The organism is Streptomyces sp. NPDC026589, from assembly GCF_040638385.1.
GTDB lineage: Bacteria > Actinomycetota > Actinomycetes > Streptomycetales > Streptomycetaceae > Streptomyces.
This window is the reverse complement of record NZ_JBEZYG010000004.1, coordinates 404,599-421,925: the sequence shown is the minus strand read 5'-3', so window position 1 is coordinate 421,925 and position 17,327 is coordinate 404,599. Positions and strand designations below refer to the sequence as shown.

Annotated in this window: 10 protein-coding genes; 3 read left to right on the top strand and 7 right to left on the bottom strand. The window is 74.0% G+C overall.

Annotated features, from left to right (window positions below; genetic code table 11):
* Positions 1–321 precede the first annotated feature (321 nt).
* Positions 322–675, top strand: coding sequence for a hypothetical protein (locus tag AB0F29_RS10025; RefSeq protein WP_361869570.1), 354 nt, complete (start codon positions 322–324; stop codon positions 673–675).
* A 167-nt stretch (positions 676–842) separates the two neighbouring features.
* Here the strand turns inward: AB0F29_RS10025 and AB0F29_RS10020 are convergent, their stop codons facing one another.
* From AB0F29_RS10020 to AB0F29_RS09990, 7 genes are all read right to left on the bottom strand, one after another.
* Positions 843–5,615, bottom strand: coding sequence for a hypothetical protein (locus tag AB0F29_RS10020; protein ID WP_361869511.1), 4,773 nt, complete (start codon positions 5,613–5,615; stop codon positions 843–845).
* A gap of 144 nt (positions 5,616–5,759) precedes the next feature.
* Positions 5,760–6,704 (bottom strand): hypothetical protein, encoded by a 945-nt coding sequence (locus AB0F29_RS10015; RefSeq protein WP_361869509.1) that lies wholly within the window; start codon positions 6,702–6,704, stop codon positions 5,760–5,762.
* Between the two features lie 175 nt (positions 6,705–6,879).
* The gene (locus tag AB0F29_RS10010) at positions 6,880–8,409 is read right to left on the bottom strand and encodes a hypothetical protein (protein ID WP_361869506.1); all 1,530 of its coding nucleotides are present in this window, start codon (positions 8,407–8,409) and stop codon (positions 6,880–6,882) included.
* Between the two features lie 70 nt (positions 8,410–8,479).
* Positions 8,480–12,175, bottom strand: a complete 3,696-nt coding sequence (locus tag AB0F29_RS10005; RefSeq protein ID WP_361869504.1) for a hydantoinase B/oxoprolinase family protein — start codon at positions 12,173–12,175, stop codon at positions 8,480–8,482.
* 96 nt (positions 12,176–12,271) lie between these two features.
* Complete coding sequence (locus tag AB0F29_RS10000; protein WP_361869502.1) at positions 12,272–12,844, bottom strand: DUF4240 domain-containing protein; 573 nt, start codon at positions 12,842–12,844, stop codon at positions 12,272–12,274.
* A 124-nt stretch (positions 12,845–12,968) separates the two neighbouring features.
* Entirely contained in the window at positions 12,969–14,387 is a 1,419-nt protein-coding gene (locus AB0F29_RS09995) for a HEAT repeat domain-containing protein (RefSeq protein ID WP_361869500.1), read from the bottom strand.
* A 290-nt stretch (positions 14,388–14,677) separates the two neighbouring features.
* A complete protein-coding gene (locus AB0F29_RS09990; protein ID WP_359767710.1) occupies positions 14,678–15,070 on the bottom strand; it encodes an ankyrin repeat domain-containing protein in 393 nt (130 codons plus the stop codon).
* Between the two features lie 327 nt (positions 15,071–15,397).
* Between AB0F29_RS09990 and AB0F29_RS09985 the strand changes: the two genes are divergently transcribed.
* Both AB0F29_RS09985 and AB0F29_RS09980 read left to right on the top strand, forming a co-directional pair.
* Entirely contained in the window at positions 15,398–15,592 is a 195-nt protein-coding gene (locus tag AB0F29_RS09985; RefSeq protein WP_003970432.1) for a hypothetical protein, read from the top strand.
* 37 nt (positions 15,593–15,629) lie between these two features.
* Complete coding sequence (locus AB0F29_RS09980) at positions 15,630–17,315, top strand: hypothetical protein (protein WP_361869496.1); 1,686 nt, start codon at positions 15,630–15,632, stop codon at positions 17,313–17,315.
* The last annotated feature ends 12 nt before the right edge of the window (positions 17,316–17,327 follow it).

Below are 17,327 nucleotides of genomic sequence, written 5' to 3'. Positions count from 1 at the left end.
TGGCTGGAATTCTTCGCTCCGTGCCCTTCTGTGCCCTGCGGGCGTTTTCCAGGGGAATCTTCGGGACGGGTGGTTCGTCCATATGTACGGGGTAGACGCACGGTGGGGTCGTGCGGGGCAGGGTGGACGTGTTCCGCCCGCGTAGAACCGGCGCAAGCCGGGCAGCCACCCTGAAGTCGGACAGTGGTGGGGAGTTGAAGGTCCTTGAGCACGCAGGAACGCGGGAGCGCCGGAGCACCGGCGGCCGCGAGGACAGAAGCCGCGGACGGGGCACGGGTGCCGCGGCAGTTGTGGGTGGAGGAGCCGGCGTCGAAGCGACGGATGCCCGACGCGGTACGGACGGCCGCCGTACGCGCCGTGCTCATCATGTCGCTGACGATCATCCAGGCGATGGTCGCTTTTCTGAGCACCTTGACCGGCTCCTGGCTGGCCTTCCCCATGGTGCTCAGCAGTGTGGCCAGCACGGTGGTCGCCACCTGGTCGGTGCTCGACGTCTGGGTGACCCGGCAGGTGTGGAACCAGCGCAACGGCGTGGTGTCGGTGCCGAGCAGTTCGGCCCGGCAGATACGTCGTGAGCGGCGGCGGTCCCGCCGGGCCGAGCGAGCCGCCGAGCGGGACGGCACAGGCGGTGGCATAGACGGCCGCCGGAAGACCGGAGACCTCTCCCGGGCCTGACCCGGGGAGCTGATCCGCGGACCCGATCGCGGGTTGAGCGGACCTGATCGCGGGGTTGATCCGCGGACCTGATCGCGGACCGTCATTCGCTGACGGCGCCGGTCCGCAGTTCGGCCAGCGCTGCCGGGCGGCTCCGCCCGACCGGCAGCGGTGGTGGTGGCCCGTGGTCAGGCGCCGGGCCGTGGTGGCGGGGTTTCGGCGGCCGCCTGCTCGTTCCTCTTGAACATGCGGGTCGCCGTGATCTCGCCGTGGACCGTCTCTCCGTCCGGGTCCTGCTGCGGCAGACCGGGACGCAGATGCTCCTCCACGCTGATGTACTTGAGCCCCGCCCTCAGGTCCGCGTCGTTGCGCAGCCGGATGACGAGGGGGAACTCGGCGAGCGCGGTCGTGTCGAACAGGCCGGTCGTGTAGAGCAGTTGCACGCCCAGCGCGTCCGACACCGCCCGCTGGAGCTCCAGCAGGTACGTGGCGTTGGCGCGGCCGATCGGGTTGTCGAGGAACAGGGTGCCCGCGTGCCGGTGGCGGTCGCGGCCCCGGTCGTTGCTGCGCAACGCCGCCATCGTGCAGTAGAGGGCGATGGCGGCGGTGAGCAACTGCCCGCCGGAGAAGACGTCGCCCATCTGCCCGACGGGGACGCGCTCGGCGCGCAGCACGGCGTCCGGCTTGAGGATCTCCACCGCGATGCCCTTGGGCCGCAGCGCCGCCTCGACGCCCCTCAGCAGCAGGGACACGCCGTCCCGGCGCAGGTCGGAATTCTTCTTGAGGGCGGCCCGGGTGGCCTCGTCGACGACCTCGCCGAGGCGTTCGGTGAGGGTGGCCTGGTCGGGTTCCTCGAAGCGGATCCGGAGGAATTCCTGCCCCGACCACTCCCCCAGCCCTTCGGGGAGCTGGGAGAGCCGCTGGGCGGAGCGCAGGGTGGTGAGCGCGGAGTCGACCAGGCCGCGCAGCCGGTCGACGATCGAGTCGCGGTTGCGTTCCAGCTGGATCAGTTCGTCGGTGAGGACGCGGAGCCGGGGGGCGAAGGCGTCGGCCCACTTCTGTGCGTGCTCGGGCAGTGCGGAGGCGGGCAGCTCGCGGATCTGCTGGCGGGCCGGGGTGCGGACCTGTTCGTACCGGGTGGAGTTGGCGTGCCGGACGAGGACGTCGCTCGCATCCCGGACGGCGCTCTCGGCCGCCGAGAGGTCGGTGTTGCAGCCTCGCAGGGAGCGGCGGGACTCGGCGGCGGACTGCCGGGCCTCCTCCAGGGTGCCGGGGTAGGGGTCGGGGTGTTCGGTGCCGTCCTCCGTGCCGTGGTCGCGCAGGAGGTCCCGCAGCAGGGCCGCGGTCTCGTCGAAGCCGCCGGCGGAGTCCTCGGCGGTGCGGTGGGCGTGCAGCAGCTCGCTGTGGGCGGCGCGGGCGGTGTCCAGGGTGGCGGTGGCTTCGGCCAGTTCGCCGTTGGCGGTACGCAGGAGGGCCTGGGCTCCTTCGGCGTCGGCCGGGACGAGGTCGTCCGGCAGTTCGGTGTGGTGCTGTCGCTCGTCGTCGGGGGCGAGCCGCTCGGCCTCGCCGCGGAGCCGTCCCAGATGTTCGCTGGCGGTGGAGGCGCGGGTCTCCAGGAGCTGGACGTGCGCTTCGGCGCGGGCGGCGGCGGCCTGGCGGGAGGGGCCGTCGGCTCCGTCGGTGCCCTCCAGGAGCTGGGCGGCGCGGGTGCGGACCTTGTTGGTGAGGCGGTCCAGCTCGGCGAGGGCGGCGCTCTCGTCGCTCTCGGCGCGGGCCTGTTCGGCGCGGAGGTCGGCGCCGACGCCTACCTTCTCGTAGAGCTGGGAAGCGGCCCGGTAGGCCTCGCGCAGGGTGGGCAGGGCGGTGCGGGCCTTCGACTCGTCCTCCTCGGGGAGGACTTCGGGGACGCCGGCGATCTCGGCGCGCTCGGCCCGCAGGGCGCGTGCGGTGCGGCGCGCGTCGTCCCCGGCGCGCTGGGCGGCCCTGCGGTCCTCGTCGGCGGCGCGGGCGAGGTCGAGGCAGACGGCGGCACGGGCCTCGGACTCGGCGGCCTCGTCGACCAGTTCGCGCAGCCGGACCTGCCAGCCGGCGCGCTCCCGCAGCCGGTGGGCGAGTCCGGCGAGGGCGTCGGCGGCGCGGCGGGCCCGCTGGGCGGCTTCCTGGCGCTCGTCGCGGACCCGGGCGGTGTCGGCGGCGGCCTCGTCGGCCTCGGCGCGGGCGGTGCGGGCCTCGGCGAGGACGGCCTCGGCGCTCTCGGCCGCCGTACGGGCGGTGGCGGCGGCCTGGGCCAGTTCGGCGAGCATGCCGGGCGGGCAGTCGGCGCGCCAGGAGCCGATGCGGGCGGCCAGCGCACGGTCCCCGGAGAGGCGGGCGGCCAGCGTCCTGATGTCCTCGTCGCGGGCGGCGGTGCGGCTGCGCAGCGCGTGGCGCTCCTCGTCGGCGGCGTGTTCGTCGTGCATGGCCGGGTTCGGCGGGACGAGGAAGACACCGTCGTGCTGCGCGTCGGAGCCGGTGCCGGCGGCCGGGACGGGGGCGAGGAGAGCGGCGGCGGTGCCGACGGCCACGGCGGAGCGGGGCAGCAGGGCCGCCCCGCCGAGGACCTCACGGGCGCGGGTGTGGGCGTCGGGGTCGGTGATGACGACGCCGTCGACGAGCTCCGGGCGGGCGGCGAGGACGGCGGCGTGGTCGGCCGGGTCGACGGCCTGCGCGAGGTAGCGCCAGCCGGGCAGGGCGGGGATGCCGTGCTCGCCCAGATACTCGACGGTGGCCAGGACGTCGGGGCCGGGCGGCAGCAGCCCGCCCTCGCCGAGCGCGCCGAGGATGCGGGCGTCGTCGGCGGCGGCGGTGCGCAGGTCGAAGAGGCGGCGCTCGGCGGCGGCGACGGACTGGTCGAGGAGGTCGCGCAGCTCGTCGGCGCTGCGGTCGAACTCGTCGGCGGTCAGTGGCTGTTGGGTGGCTGCGGGCTGGTCGGCGAGGGCCACCGCGCGATCGGCGGCCGGTTCGGCGGAGGTGGCCGTGGCGCCGTCGGCCCCCGGGCCGGGGCGGGCGCCGGATCCCCGGTCCGGGGCGGACAGTTCGTCGGCGGCTTCCCTGCGGGGGTGCGGGACGCCGGTGCCGGACGGAAGGCCCAGCAGGTCGCCCAGGCGGGGGTCGGCGGCGATGGATTCGGCCGCGCGGAGTTCGTCCTCGTGACTCTGCTCGGCGGCCCTGGCGCCGTCGGCGGCGCGGGCGGCGGCCAGATCGGCGCGGCTCTCGGCGGCGGCCGCCTCGCGGGCGGTGTCGGCGGCGGCGCGCGCGGCTTCGCGGGCGGTGTCCCAGGCGGCTACGGCGGACTGTTCGGCGTCGCTGGCGGCGAGGGCCGCGCGGGCCGGGTCGGCGTCGGGCGCGGTGTCGTCGAGCCAGCCCGCCTTGACGGCTTCGGCGGTCTCCTGGCCCACTTCGGCGAGGCGCTGGCGCAGGTGTCCGGCCTCGCTGCGGGCGCGCTGGGCCTCGGTGGCGGCAACGGTGGCGTCGCGGTGGGCGCGTTCGCCGGTGGCCTGGAGGGTGTCGGAGCGCTCCTCCTCCTCGTTGGCGACGCGCTCGCCCTCCTCGGCGGCCCGGTGCAGGGCGCGGACGAGGTCGGTGGCGGCGGCGGAGCGGGCGGCGAGGGCGGGGGCGGCGTCGCGTTCGGCTTCGCGGATGGCGACGGCGACCCTGGCGGAGCGGTCGGCGGCGGCCCGGTGGCGCAGGACGGCTTCGGCTGCCTGCCAGGCGGCGTGCAGGGTGCGGGCCTCGACCAGCTCCTTGCGGCCGGCGGCGGCGTTCTTCTCGGCGGCGGTCAGGGCCAGCGAGGCGTGCCGGTAGGCGAGTTCGGCGGCGATCAGGGAACGGCTGCCCCGGGTGGACTCCGCCTCGGTGACGGTGTGGGCGGCGGCGGTGACCCGTTCGGCCAGCTCGGCGGTGCGGGCGCGCTCCTCGGCGGCGCGGGCGGTCAGCCGGCGGGCCAGGGTGCGGGTGCGGCGTTCGGCGCCGGCGTGGATGTCGCGGGCGCGGGCGCGGGTGCCGGTGGCCTCGACGATCCGGTTGAGGAGGTCGACGGAGCCTGCGGTGAAGTCGCGTTCGGCGGTCAGCTCGGCGCGGCGGCCCAGCTTGTTGCCGAAGCCGCTGACCAGGTCGGCGAGTCCGTCGGTGTCGCGGGTGTCGGTGACGGCACGGAGCAGGAGGTCGGTGAAGTCGGAGTCCTTCTTCACCGCGAAGAGCCCGGCGGCCTCGCCCTCGTCGGAGTTCATCTCGCGCTGGTAGCGGAAGAGTTCGGGGTCGAGACCGAGGTCGCCGAGGTGTTCGTTCCAGCGGTCGTGGATTTCTTCCCAGTGCACGTCGAGATGGGCGTAGAACTTGCCCGCGTCCGTCAGCGCGTCGCGGAAGCCCTTCATGGTGCGCCGCCTGCCGCGTGCGCCCGAGGCGCCTTCGGCGGGGCGGCCCACGGCGGAGGACTCGGCGACGGGCAGGCTGTCCAGGCTGAGCCCGGGGCCGGGCCGGAACGAATACCAGGCCTCGGCGAACTTGCGCGGGTCGTTGGAGACCTGACGGCCGCGCCACTCGCTGACCTTGCCGACGACGACGCATTCACCGGTGAGGGTGTGCTGCCACTCCAGGGCGACGTGCCCGCAGTCGTCGGCGAGGAGGAACTTGCGCAGCACACCGGAGCTGGCGCCGCCGAGCGTGTTGCGGTGGCCGGGGAGCATCACCGAGAAGATCAGCTTGAGCAGGACGGACTTGCCGCCGCCGTTCTCCAGGAAGAGGACGCCCGCGGGGGCGGGGCGGCGGGGCGGGCCGACCGGCTCGTCCTCGAAGAACTCCGCCTGGGCGGGGGCGGGGCTGGGAACGGGTGCGCCGACGCCGCGCAGGTCGAGGACGGTGTCGGCGTAGCGCGCACCGGCAGGCCCGATGGAGTAGAGGCGGACCCGGGACAACTCGTACATGGCGGCGGACTCTCGTCGTTCGGTGAGCGGGGGCGGAGCGGCAGGTGCGGGCGTGCTGACCGGTCGGGAACGGCCGGTCAGGTCTGGTCTGGTCTGGTCTGGTCTGGTCTGGTCGGGAACGGCCGGTCAGGTGAGAAGGGAAGGTCAGGAGTGGAAGGGCAGGCCAGCGTCGGCGGCCAGCTCCATGCTGTCGGGGTGGGGCGGCGGCAGCAGGGTGGCGGAGCCGTCGGTGACGGGGACGACGCCGAGCTCCAGCAGTTCGGCCATGGCGGCGCTGCCCGCCAGGTCGCGGACCTGGAGCTGGTAGCGGGCGGTGGTGCGGTAGGCGCCGCCCGCGTCGTCACCGGTGCGCTGGAGGAAGCCGGAGTCGGTGAGGAAGGCGACGGCCTTGCCGATGATGCCGGTGGTGGATCCGGCGAGCCGACGGGCGTCCTTCGTCGCGCCGGTGGAGCTGCGGCGGGCGTAGATCCGCCAGCCGGCCTCGAGTCCGGGGGCGTCGCTGGCCGGGTCGGTGTTGTCGCCCTGTTCCTCGGCGCGCTCCTCCAGCCGTCGGCAGGCCTGGCGTACGAAGGCGTCGACGCCGTTGACCGTGATGCGGCCGATGTAGGCGTCGTCGGCGAGGTCCTCGGGGCGGGGGAAGGCCAGGGCGGCGACGGCGAGGTGGGCGAGGCCGTGCAGGAAGCGGTCGGCGGCGTCGGACGAGGCACGGCGGGCGTAGTCGCCCATGCGGACGGCGAAGACGGAGTCCTCACCCGCGGTCACGGCCATCCCGGCGCGCGGGGAGACCTCCAGGACGATGAGGCCGAGGCCGGTGGCCACGGCGTCGGCAAGCCGGGCGAAGGCGCTCTCCTCGCGGTAGCGCCGCAGCAGGTCGGCGTACTCGGCGTCGCGGGCGGGCAGCAGCTTGGGCTGGAGCCCGAAGGAGACCAGACGGGCGGCGTCGGCGGCGTCGGCCGGGGTGACGGGCGTCTGTCCGACGGGCTCGGCGGCGCCGGGGTGCGCGGAGTCGCCCGCGTGCGGGGTGGCGGGCCCGGCGTACGCGGAGGGCTCGGTCCACGCGTCGGGGTGCTCGGCGTCGTGGTCGCTCACGGCTGGGACTCCTCGGTACGGAAATCGTGCGGGTGCGGAAGGAGGGCGGGCCCGGTCATGGCGGAAGGCGCGGGGCGGTGCACGACAGAAGCGGCGGGGCGGTGCACGACAGACGCCGCAGGGCTCGTCACTACTGACGCGGCGGAGAGGTGCACGACAGACGCCGCGAAGCCGGTCATGAGGCCTCCTTCCGGTCGGCGGCCATGCCGACGGCGTCCAGCAGGGCGGTGCCCACGATCAGGTCGGCGCCGCCGAACTCCGGGTCGTCCAGCTGTGCCCCGTCGTCCACGGCGAACAGCAGGCGTCGTTCGCCCTGGCGGTAGGCGGTGCCGACCGGCGGGCTGGCGGCGTGGACGGCGAGCAGGGCGACCAGGTACGGCAGGTCGGTGTCTCCGGTGCCGCGCGCTTCGGCGAGCAGTCCGGAGAGCCGGCGCGGGGCGTCGTGCTCCAGGTCGAGCAGGGTCATGGCGCGGGCGAGTTGCTCCTCGCTGAACCGGCTGTCGTCAGGGGTGGCGATGAGGTCGGGCTCGGGCATCTCCGCGCCCAGGTGCTCGCGCTCCAGCGGCGGGGTGAGCAGCAGGTCGACCAGGTCCCCGACCCGTACGGAGGTCGGGGTGCGCAGTCCGGTGCCGTGGGCGAAGAAGGCGTCGGTGGCGCGGGTGGACTGTTCGACGGGGAGGGGGAGGAGCGGGGCGAGGAGCTGCCCGTACAGATCGAGGCCCGCGTGGGCGGCGGGCGGGGCGAACGCCTGCCGGTCCTGCTCCGCGCGGAAGAGGGGGCCCGCCTCCAGGAGCCGGGACTGGAGCTGCGTGTGGCGGCGGATGCAGTCCTTGACGATGTCGACCAGCTCGGCGGCCCGGCGCTTGTGTTCGGGCTCCTCGGCCTCGTCGCGTGCCTTGCGGATGTTGGTGAGGATCGCGTTCTCGTGACGGTAGCGGTCGGCCACGTGGTCCAGTGCCTCGGCGATCATGTCCGGGACGGTGTGGAGCCAGTCGACGGCTCGGACGTTGCGCCGGGTCGCCTCCAGGGTCCGGCGCAGCGTCTCGGCGTACTGCACGGTGCGGTAGCGGGCCTGTTCGGCGGCGAGCTGGGCGTCGGCGAGGCGGCCCCGGCTGATGAGGACCTCCAGCTTGACCTCGGCGGCGATCTGGGCGCTGGTGACATCGGTGTCCAACGCGCCGACCAGGACGTTGACCGCTTCGTCGGTGGCGCGGAGGTAGACCGTGCCGCCGTAGCCCGGGACCTCTTCGATGAGCTTGAAGTCGTAGTCCCGGCGGACGTATACGCCGTCGGGGCCGAAGGTGCCGTAGACCGCGCGGAAACCGCGGTCGACGCTGCCGACGTTGATCAGGTTCTCCAAGACCCAGCGGGCGACCCGTTCGTGCTCGGCGACGGGGCGGTCGGGGGCCTGGGCGCCGACCCGGGGGAGCAGTCTGGCCACTATCTGGTCGTGGTCGGCTCCGGTGTCGAAGTCCATATTGAGCGTGACGTGGTCGATCGCGGCGAGGGCGACCTCCGCCATGGCGTACACCGTGTACTCGCCGGCCAGATTCGCCTTGCGGACGTCGAGGTCGTGCAGCGGCGCCGTGCACGCGAGCGCGCGCAGCCGCCGCGAGAGCCCCTCGTCGGCGGCGGGGCCCGGGGCAGGCCGCGGCCCCGCGCCGAGCTGCGGCGAGGTGGCGTCCGGGTAGGCAGGCGAAGTCACGTGGGACAGATTAGGTCCTCGCACCGACAACGGTCGAAACGGCGTTTATGCGACCGGCTCCGGGCGGGGGTCAGGTCTGTGCGGGTCCGTATCCTCCGCCGCCCGGTGTGCGCACCACGAGCACGTCTCCGGCGTCCAGTTCGGCGGTGTCGCAGCCCTTCAGCGGGACCAGCTCGCCGTCCGCCCGCTCGATGTGCTGCTCCCCGAGCGCCCCCGGCTCGCCGCCGCCCGCTCCGTACGGCGGGACGCGGCGGTGTCCGGAGAGCAGCGCGACCGTGACCGGTTCCAGGAAGCGGATACGACGCTCGACGCCGACGCCGCCGTGCCACCGCCCCGCTCCCCCGCTGCCGCCCCGGACGGCGAAGCCCTCCAGCAGGGCGGGCAGCCGCCACTCCAGGATCTCGGGGTCGGTGAGCCGGGAGTTGGTCATATGGGTCTGGACGGCGTCGGCTCCGTCGAAGCCGTCCCCCGCTCCGGATCCGCTGGCGATCGTCTCGTAGTACTGGACGTGGTCGTTGCCGAAGGTGAGGTTGTTCATGGTGCCGGAGCCCTCGGCCTGGCCGCCGATCGCGCCGTACAGGGCTCCAGTGACGGCCTGGGAGGTCTCCACGTTGCCCGCTACGGTCGCCGCCGGGTAGGCGGGGTCGAGCATGGACCCGGGCGGGATCGTCACCTCCAGGGGTTTCAGGCAGCCGCTGTTGAGCGGGATGTCCTCCCCGACGAGGGTGCGGAAGACGTAGAGGACGGCGGCCATGACGACGGACCGGGGCGCGTTGGCGTTGCCGGGCTGCTGGGGCGAGGTTCCGGTGAAGTCGAGGTGGGCGCTGCGGGCGTCCCGGTCCACGGTCAGCCGTACCTGGATCAGGGCTCCGCTGTCGGTCTCGTAGCGGCAGTGCCCGTCGTGCAGTCCGGCGACGATGCGGCGTACGGACTCCTCGGCGTTGTCCTGGACGTGGCCCATGTAGGCGTCCACGACATCGGAGCCGAACTGGTCGGTCATGCGCCGCAGTTCGGTGATGCCCTTCTCGTTGGCGGCGATCTGGGCGCGCAGGTCGGCGAGGTTGGTGTCCGGGTCGCGGGAGGGGTACGGGGCGGAGGTGAGCAGGTCGCGGGTCTCCTCCTCGCGCAGTCGGCCGTCGCGGACGAGCGGCCAGTTGTCGAAGAGCACGCCCTCCTCGTGGATCGTCCGGCTGAAGGCGGGCATGGAGCCTGGTGTGATGCCGCCGATCTCGGCGTGGTGCCCGCGTGAGGCCACCAGGAAGCGCAAGTGGTCCGGTTCTCCCGCTTCGCCCTCGTCGAACACGGGGGTCACCACGGTGACATCGGGCAGGTGGGTGCCGCCGTGGTACGGGTCGTTGACGGCGTACACGTCACCGGGGCGCAGTCTCCCCTCGTTGCGCCGCAGGACCTCCTTGATCGACTCGCCCATCGAGCCGAGGTGCACCGGGATGTGCGGGGCGTTGGCGATCAGGTTGCCCCCGGCGTCGAACAGGGCGCAGGAGAAGTCGAGTCGTTCCTTGATGTTGACCGAGTGGGCGGTATTCTCCAGGCGGACGCCCATCTGCTCGGCGATCGACATGAAGAGGTTGTTGAAGACCTCCAGCATCACCGGGTCCACCCGGGTGCCGACGGCGGTGCGTTCGGGGCGGGGGCTGCGGCGCGTGAGGACGAGATGTCCGGTGGGGGCCGCTTCGGCGCGCCAGCCGGGGTCGACGACGGTGGTGGCGTCGTCCTCGGCGACGACGGCGGGACCGGTGACGGTGTCGGCGGGGCGCAGGTCCCTCCGGCGGTACAGCGGGGCCCGCTGCCGCCGCCCCTCGGCGTAGAGGTCCACGGTGTCGGCCGGGCGCGGCGGGGTGTCGCGGTGGCCGTCGCGCGGACCGGAGCCCGTGGCGGGCGCGGCATCACCGGTCACTCCGGTGGCTCCGGTGGCTCCGGTGGCTCCGGTGGCCCCGGTGGCCCCGGTGGCCCCGGTGGCCCCGGTGGCCCCGGTGGCTTCCACCGTGACCGTCTCGACGACGACGGGCTTGTCCATCGTGAAGCCGAACCGGGCCCGGTGGGCGGCGGCGAACGTCTCGGCCATGGCGGTCTCCGTGTCCAGGTCCACCGGCAGCGCCGCGTCCGTCCCCGCGTACCGCAGCAGGACGCGGGCCTGTGTGGTGATCGCGGAGTCCGGCGTTCCGTCGGCGCGCAGGGCTTCGCGGGTACGGTCGGCCAGCTCCGCGCAGAGCCTCTCCACGCGCTCCCGGGCGGCCTCGTCGAGCTCCTCCTCCACCGACTGCTCGCGCATCGCGGTGGCGTCGGCCAGGCCGATGCCGTACGCGGAGAGCACCCCGGCGAGCGGGGGGACGAGGACCGTGTCGATGCCCAGGGCGTCGGCGACCGCGCAGACGTGCTGGCCGCCCGCGCCGCCGAAGCCGGTCAGGGCGTAGCGGGTGACGTCGTGGCCGCGCTGCACGGAGATCTTCTTGACGGCGTTGGCCATGTTGAGCACGGCGATCTCCAGGAAGCCCGCCGCCGCTTCCGCCTCGTTTGGCCGTCGCCCGGTGGCGCGCCCCACCTCGTCGGCGAGGGCCGCGAACCGCGTCCGCACCAGGTCGGCGTCGAGTGGGAGGTCGCCACCCTCGCCGAAGACCGCCGGGAAGTGGCCGGGCTGGACGCGGCCGAGCATCACGTTGGCGTCGGTGACGGTGAGGGGGCCGCCCCGGCGGTAGCAGGCGGGGCCGGGGTCGGCGCCGGCCGAGTCGGGGCCGACGCGGTAGCGGCTGCCGTCGAAGTGCAGGAGGGAACCGCCGCCGGCCGCGACGGTGTGGATGCTCATCATCGGGGCGCGCATCCGGACGCCGGCGACCTCGGTGCCCAGTTCGCGTTCGAACGCGCCGGCGTAGTGGGAGACGTCGGTGGAGGTGCCGCCCATGTCGAACCCGATGACGCGGTCGTATCCGGCCTGCCGCGACGTGCGGACCATGCCGACGACGCCCCCGGCCGGGCCGGAGAGGACGGCGTCCTTGCCTCGGAACCGGGCGGCTTCGCGCAGGCCGCCGTTGGACTGGAGGAACATCAGCCGGATGCCGTCGAGGCGGGCGGCGACCTCGTCGACGTACCTGCGCAGGACGGGTGAGAGGTAGGCGTCGACGACCGTGGTGTCGCCGCGGGGGACGAGTCTGATCAGCGGACTGACCTCGTGGGAGCTGCTGACCTGGGTGAAGCCGGCCTCACGGGCCGCCTCGGCGACGGCCCGTTCGTGGGCGGGGTGGCGGTAGCCGTGCATCAGGACGACGGCGGCGCTGCGCAGACCGTCGGCGTGGGCGGCGCGCAACTGTTCACGTACGGGGGCGAGTTCGAGAGGGCGGACGGTGCGGCCGAGGGCGTCGAGGCGTTCGGGGACCTCGATCACGCGTTCGTGGACGGACTCGGGCAGGACGATGTGCCGGTCGAAGAGGCGGGGCCGGTTCTGGTAAGCGATCCGCAGTGCGTCCCGGAAACCCTCGGTGATCAGGAGCACGGTCGGCTCGCCCCGTCGCTCCAGCAGGGCGTTGGTGGCGACCGTGGTGCCCATCCGGACGGCGGCCACCCGGTCGGCGGGCACCGGTTCGCCGGGGTCCAGGCCGAGGAGCAGCCGGATTCCGGCGACGGCCGCGTCGTCGTAGCGGGCGGGGTCGTGGGAGAGAAGCTTGCGGGTGATCAGGCGGCCGTCGGGGCGGCGGCCGACCACATCGGTGAAGGTGCCGCCCCGGTCGATCCAGAACTCCCAGCGTCCGGTCATGGCGCCATTCTGTGCCCGCGCCCACGGGCTCGCAGGCCCGAAGCATCCGCAAGGTAACTCGCAGGCATCTCGCGGGGCGCAACGTCCGTCGGGGGTTCAGTCCTGGAAGAGCGCTGCCAGTCGGGGCAGTCGGCGGCGGTTCGCGGCGGCGTCCTCGGCGTCCCAGTTCTCGCCCGCCGGGTCCGCCGGGCGTATGCGGTCGCGCAGCGCCGCTTCGACCGCGGCGTCGAGGGAGGCGGTCTCGTGCCGGAGACGGTGGTAGGCCTCGGCGACCGGGGCGTTCAGGGACTCGTATCCGATCCAGCCGTGCTCTCCCCGGCTCATCCGGATCACCACCGGCAGTCCGGCCAGCGTGTCCGGATCGGCCACCGCCCGGGTGAAGGTCTCCCGGCCGAGCAGGGAGAGCCCGTCGCGGAAGTCCATGAAGCCGTCGTCGCCGCAGCCGCCCTCGATGAGGTAGGCCGCGTTCCACAGGGGCCACCGGTAGGCGGACCGGGTCACGGCCACCGCGGTGACGGCGAAGGCCGCGATCCGCTCCGGCTCCAGGGAGGCGAGCACGTCGGTCAGGGCTCCGGGCAAGGGGTCGTCGGGCGGGTCCCGGTCGTCCGCCCGGTCCCCGACCGCGTCGCGAGCCCGCTCGACGAGCCCCCACCACTCGTTGATGTCCATGGGGAGAAGCCTAGGAGGAGGGTCTGACAACGCCCCTCCTCCTCGGCTGCCGCGCCTCCCGGGCTCGGCGTGCTCCTGGGCTGCCGCGTCCTCCCGGGCTCGGCGTGCTCCTGGGCTGCCGCGGTCAGAGAGCCGGTGCGTCCGGCCCGATCCGGCTGCGTACCGCCGTCTGAACCTCGGCCTCCTCGGCCGGGTCGGCGGCGAGGCGGCGCAGGCGTTCGGCGACGCGGATGTCTCCGGTCTCGGCGTGCAGGGCGGCCACCTCGCGGGTGGTCTCCTCGCAGTCCCAGAGGCACTCCACCGCGAACCCGGTCGGGTAGGACGGGTCGGTGGCGGCCAGGGCGCGGGCGGCCCTGCCCCGCAGGTGCGAGGAGGACGTCTCGCGGTAGACGTGGCGCAGCACGGGCGCGGCGCAGGCGATGCCGAGGCGGCCCGCTCCATCGACGAGGGTCCACAGCCGGGGGGCGTCGGGTCCGTCGCCGCGTACGGCCTCCCGCAGCGCGCCGAGGACTTGGGGAGCGTCCTGGGCGGTGCCTCGGCAGGCGAGCACTCCGGCGGCCGAGGCCCCGAGGGTGTCGGGGCGGTGGGCCCAGCGCCGGGCCCGTTCCACGGCATCGTCGCAGGTCATCCGCTCGAAGGCGGCGATGGCCGTGTCGGCGACGGTGCCTGCGGGGCTGACGGCGGCGGCCTCGATGAGGTCGAGGACGGCGGGGTCGCCCGCCTCCGCAAGGTAGTGCAGGGCGGCGCAGCGGGCGCCTTCGGGGCCGCTGCGGGCGGCCTCGACGATCGCGGGCAGGTCGTCGCGTCCGGCGACGGCGGAGAGGCAGCGGGCCGCGGGGACGTGCAGTTCGCTGCCGCGTTCCAGGGCCTGCTGGGCCCAGTCGAAGACGGCCTGGACGCTCCAGCCGGGGCGGGGGCCCCCGGGGCGCATCTGGCGTTGCCATCGGTCGAACGAGCCCTGTTCGCCGGCGGCCCTGACCCGGGCGCCGACCGCCGCGCGCGGATCGTCGGCCCACAGCCGCCAGGGGCGCGGCTCGAAGGCGTCCCGTACGGCGGCGGCGAGGTCGGCCGAGCCCTGATGGGTGTCCGGGAAGCGGGCGAGGACGGGCAGCGCGAGGGAGCGCAGGCCGGCGTCGTCGTCACGCAGGGCGAGTTCGTCCAGGGCCCAGGCCCAGTTGGCGCCGGTCGCCGCGTAGCGGCGGAGCAGGGCCAGGGCGTCGTCGCGCCCGTAGGAGGCGAGGTGGCCGAGGACGGACAGCGCCAGACCGGTCCGGGAGTCGTCGGTATCGATGAGGTCGTCGGGATCGGCGAGGTGTCGCTCGATCTCCTCGATACCGCCGTCGAGGTCGAGGTAGAGGCGCGCGTAGTAGAGGGAGCGGTTCTCCACCTGCCAGTCGTGACGGGGGTCGCTCACGACGCAGTGGTTGAGAGCCGCGAGGGCCTCGGGGCGCGGTGCGGCGAGCGCGTGGAGCGTGCCGTCGCCGCGGCCCCTCTGCAACAGGCCGAGCAGGGTGCCGCTCGGCGCTATGAACGGATCGAACATGGGAGAAAGCCTCACATCAAGCTGTCGACGCAACCGGGACTGTGCAGTGCCCCGTGCCTCTCGGCACGCGGGGATGTCCGGGGGGACACCGTTACGCCGCGCAGTGACATGATCGGCCGACCGCCGTCTTTCGCCTGGTGTAGAGCATCTTCCTCTGCCTCTCGTCGGTGGCCCTGAGCGGGCCCGCGACGTCATGATGACCCAGCCATTTCGCCACCGCGACCACATTTACGACGGACCGGTCAGCGGAGCCCACGGCGGACGCGCGACGGGGCGCGCCCGCCGGCGCCCTACCGGGCACCGAAGCGTTCCAGCAGGTCGGACTTGCCGAACATCCGGGCCGTGTCCAGCGCGGACGGCGTTCCCGCGGCCGGGTCGGCGCCGGCGGCGAGCAGCGCGTCAACGACGGCGTCCTCGCCCTTGAAGACGGCTCCGGCCAGCGGGGTCTGGCCCCGGTCGTTGGCCCGGTCCGGGTCGGCGTCACGGGCGACGAGGGCGGCGACCGTCCCGGCGTGCCCGTGGTAGGCGGCGAGCATGAGCAGCGTGTCGCCCCGGTCGTTGGTGAGGTTGGCGGGGACTCCGGCCTCGACGTACGCGGTGAGCGCCTCGGTGTCGCCGGCGCGGGCCAGGTCGAAGACCTTGGTCGCCAGCTCGACCACCTCGGGATCAGGGGTTTCGCTCATCGGACGGACCGCCTTCCTTGACTGCTGCCACGGCTGTCACCGCCGCGGTTGACCTGGTGGGGAGTACGGCACGGGACCGTACGAGTGAATCGACAGGGTACTGCTCCAGGGCCGACATGACCCGGCCCGGATACGGCAAGGGATCACCGCGGCTGATCCTGCCCGGCACGGACGAGGTGATGCCGCTCCCCGGAGGCCTACTTCTGTGAGCCAGTCAAGTGAAAGTGCAGGATATTCACTCGATTGCACCTTTTGTCATATAGATACTTCTCGTGATCCTGGAAGGACTCATGGTGACTGTCCCCTTCGACCAGGAGAGAACCACTCATGATCCTTTCCATCTCGGGCGTGGTACTGCTCGCCATCGTCGTCTTCCTGTTCTTCAAGAAGGACGGGCTCAAGGCCTCCCACGCCATCGTCTGCGCCCTGTTCGGCTTCTACCTGGCCGGCACCGCCATCGCTCCGAGCATCACGGCGGGCGGGGCGAGCCTCGCCGGCCTGCTGGGCGGGATCAAGTTCTGACGCTCCGCGACCGCTCCCACCCCTACAGGAGACCGATGTGGCACGGCGACCACTCCCCCGCATTCTGAGCAGCGGCAGCGCTTCGATCACTCGCGGCAGAGAGATCGCACGCACGGCCGCCGACAGTGCCACCGATGTCCTCCATCCGCTGATCACCGTGGTCCGCGGACTGCGACTGCTGGCCGTGTCCGGCCGGCGGAAGTGGGTCGCGACGCCCAAGGAGCGGCGCGGGCCCAAGCTGCTCCTCGGCGCGGCCTGCGTGCTCGTGGTGGCGCTCGTCCCCTACGGGCCGATCCTGGCCCTGGTCACGGTGATGGGCGCTGCCGCGTGGAAGGGGCGGGAGCGGACCCCGGCGCGGACCGGGCCCGACGACGCGGAGACCGCCCGTCTGCGGTCGCTGTACGAGGCGCTCGTGCCGTACTTCTCGACGCCCGACGACCCCGATCCGCTGTTCGCCCACGGCGGCGACTGGGGGAAGGCCTTCGACGGGTACGCCTTCGACGCCGACGGGCGGCTCACCCGTCTGCGGGTCTCCTACCCCGCGTACTTCACGGACGGCGAGCCGGCCGCCCGCTCCCGGATCGAGCAGTTGCTCCACACCAAGTCCGGCCGGGGTCGCGAATACCACTTCGGCTGGGACGAGGAGGCCAACCGTCTCGTCATGACCGTGCTGGACGCGCTCCCCACAACGATCGCCGCCCAGCGCTTCGTCACCGCCGCCGGTGAGACGGTGCTCGGCTTCACCGACCCGGACGCCGTCTCGCGCACCGTCCCCGTGCGCGACGGCGACATGACGGTGGACGCCTCGCCCGTGGTCTGGCGGACCGGCGGCCGCTCCACCGAACCGCACCTGCTGGCCGTCGGACAGCCCGGCGGCGGCACCACGACCCTGGTCCGCTCGATCGCCCTCCAGGCGCTCCGGGACGGCGACGTCATCGTCGTCGACGGCAGCGGCACCGGCGAGTACGGCGCCCTCGCGGGGCGCGGCGGCGTCCTCGCCGTGGAGTCCGGCCTCGGCGGGGCGCTGGCGACGCTGGAGTGGGCGGCGCACGAGACGGAGCGCCGGCTGATCGCCGCCAACCGGGCCCGGCAGAGCGGCCACCCCGTGCCGGACGACATCCGGCGCCCGCTGTGGATCCTGCTGGACCGCCCCTGCGCGCTGGGCCATCTCGCGGCGGCCGACGGCAGGCCCGATCCTCTGGAACTGCTCCGGATCCCGCTGCGGCACGGCCGGGCCGCCCAGGTCACCGTCGTGCTGGCCGAGCAGTTCGACGCGCTGGACACCCTCACCGAGACCGTACGGACCCACACCCGCGCCCGCGCGGTCCTCGGGCCGGCCTCCCGCGAGCAGATCGCGGCCGTCCTCGGCGCCGAACCGCACACCACGCCGCCGCCCGAGGTCCCCGCGGGACGCGGTTACGTCCGCCTCGGCGCGGGCCCGGTCCTGCGGCTCCAGGTGCCCGCCACCCCGGACCCGTACGACGACGCCACGAGCGAGACGCACCGGCAGGCGGTGCTCGACCTGCTGCCCGACCGGCACCCCCCGATGGAGGCGGCCCCGGCGGGGGAGCCCGCCGACGAGGGTCCCGCGACGGAGCAGGTCCCCGTGGCGGTGGAGGCGGCGGCCCGTCCGGGCGAGGCCGTCCCGGTGGAGACGGTGGTCGCCGAGGCCAGGCCGTCCGAACCCCTGGCGCAGGCGCAGCCGGCGGGCGCCGAGAACTGAACGGGAAGCACC

Coding starts and splice junctions, on each gene's coding strand:
- AB0F29_RS10025 (WP_361869570.1), top strand. CDS start 322: ATGCCCGACGCGGTACGGACGGCCGCCGTACGCGCCGTGCTCATCATG.
- AB0F29_RS10020 (WP_361869511.1), bottom strand. CDS start 5,615: ATGTACGAGTTGTCCCGGGTCCGCCTCTACTCCATCGGGCCTGCCGGT.
- AB0F29_RS10005 (WP_361869504.1), bottom strand. CDS start 12,175: ATGACCGGACGCTGGGAGTTCTGGATCGACCGGGGCGGCACCTTCACC.
- AB0F29_RS10000 (WP_361869502.1), bottom strand. CDS start 12,844: ATGGACATCAACGAGTGGTGGGGGCTCGTCGAGCGGGCTCGCGACGCG.
- AB0F29_RS09995 (WP_361869500.1), bottom strand. CDS start 14,387: ATGTTCGATCCGTTCATAGCGCCGAGCGGCACCCTGCTCGGCCTGTTG.
- AB0F29_RS09990 (WP_359767710.1), bottom strand. CDS start 15,070: ATGAGCGAAACCCCTGATCCCGAGGTGGTCGAGCTGGCGACCAAGGTC.
- AB0F29_RS09985 (WP_003970432.1), top strand. CDS start 15,398: ATGATCCTTTCCATCTCGGGCGTGGTACTGCTCGCCATCGTCGTCTTC.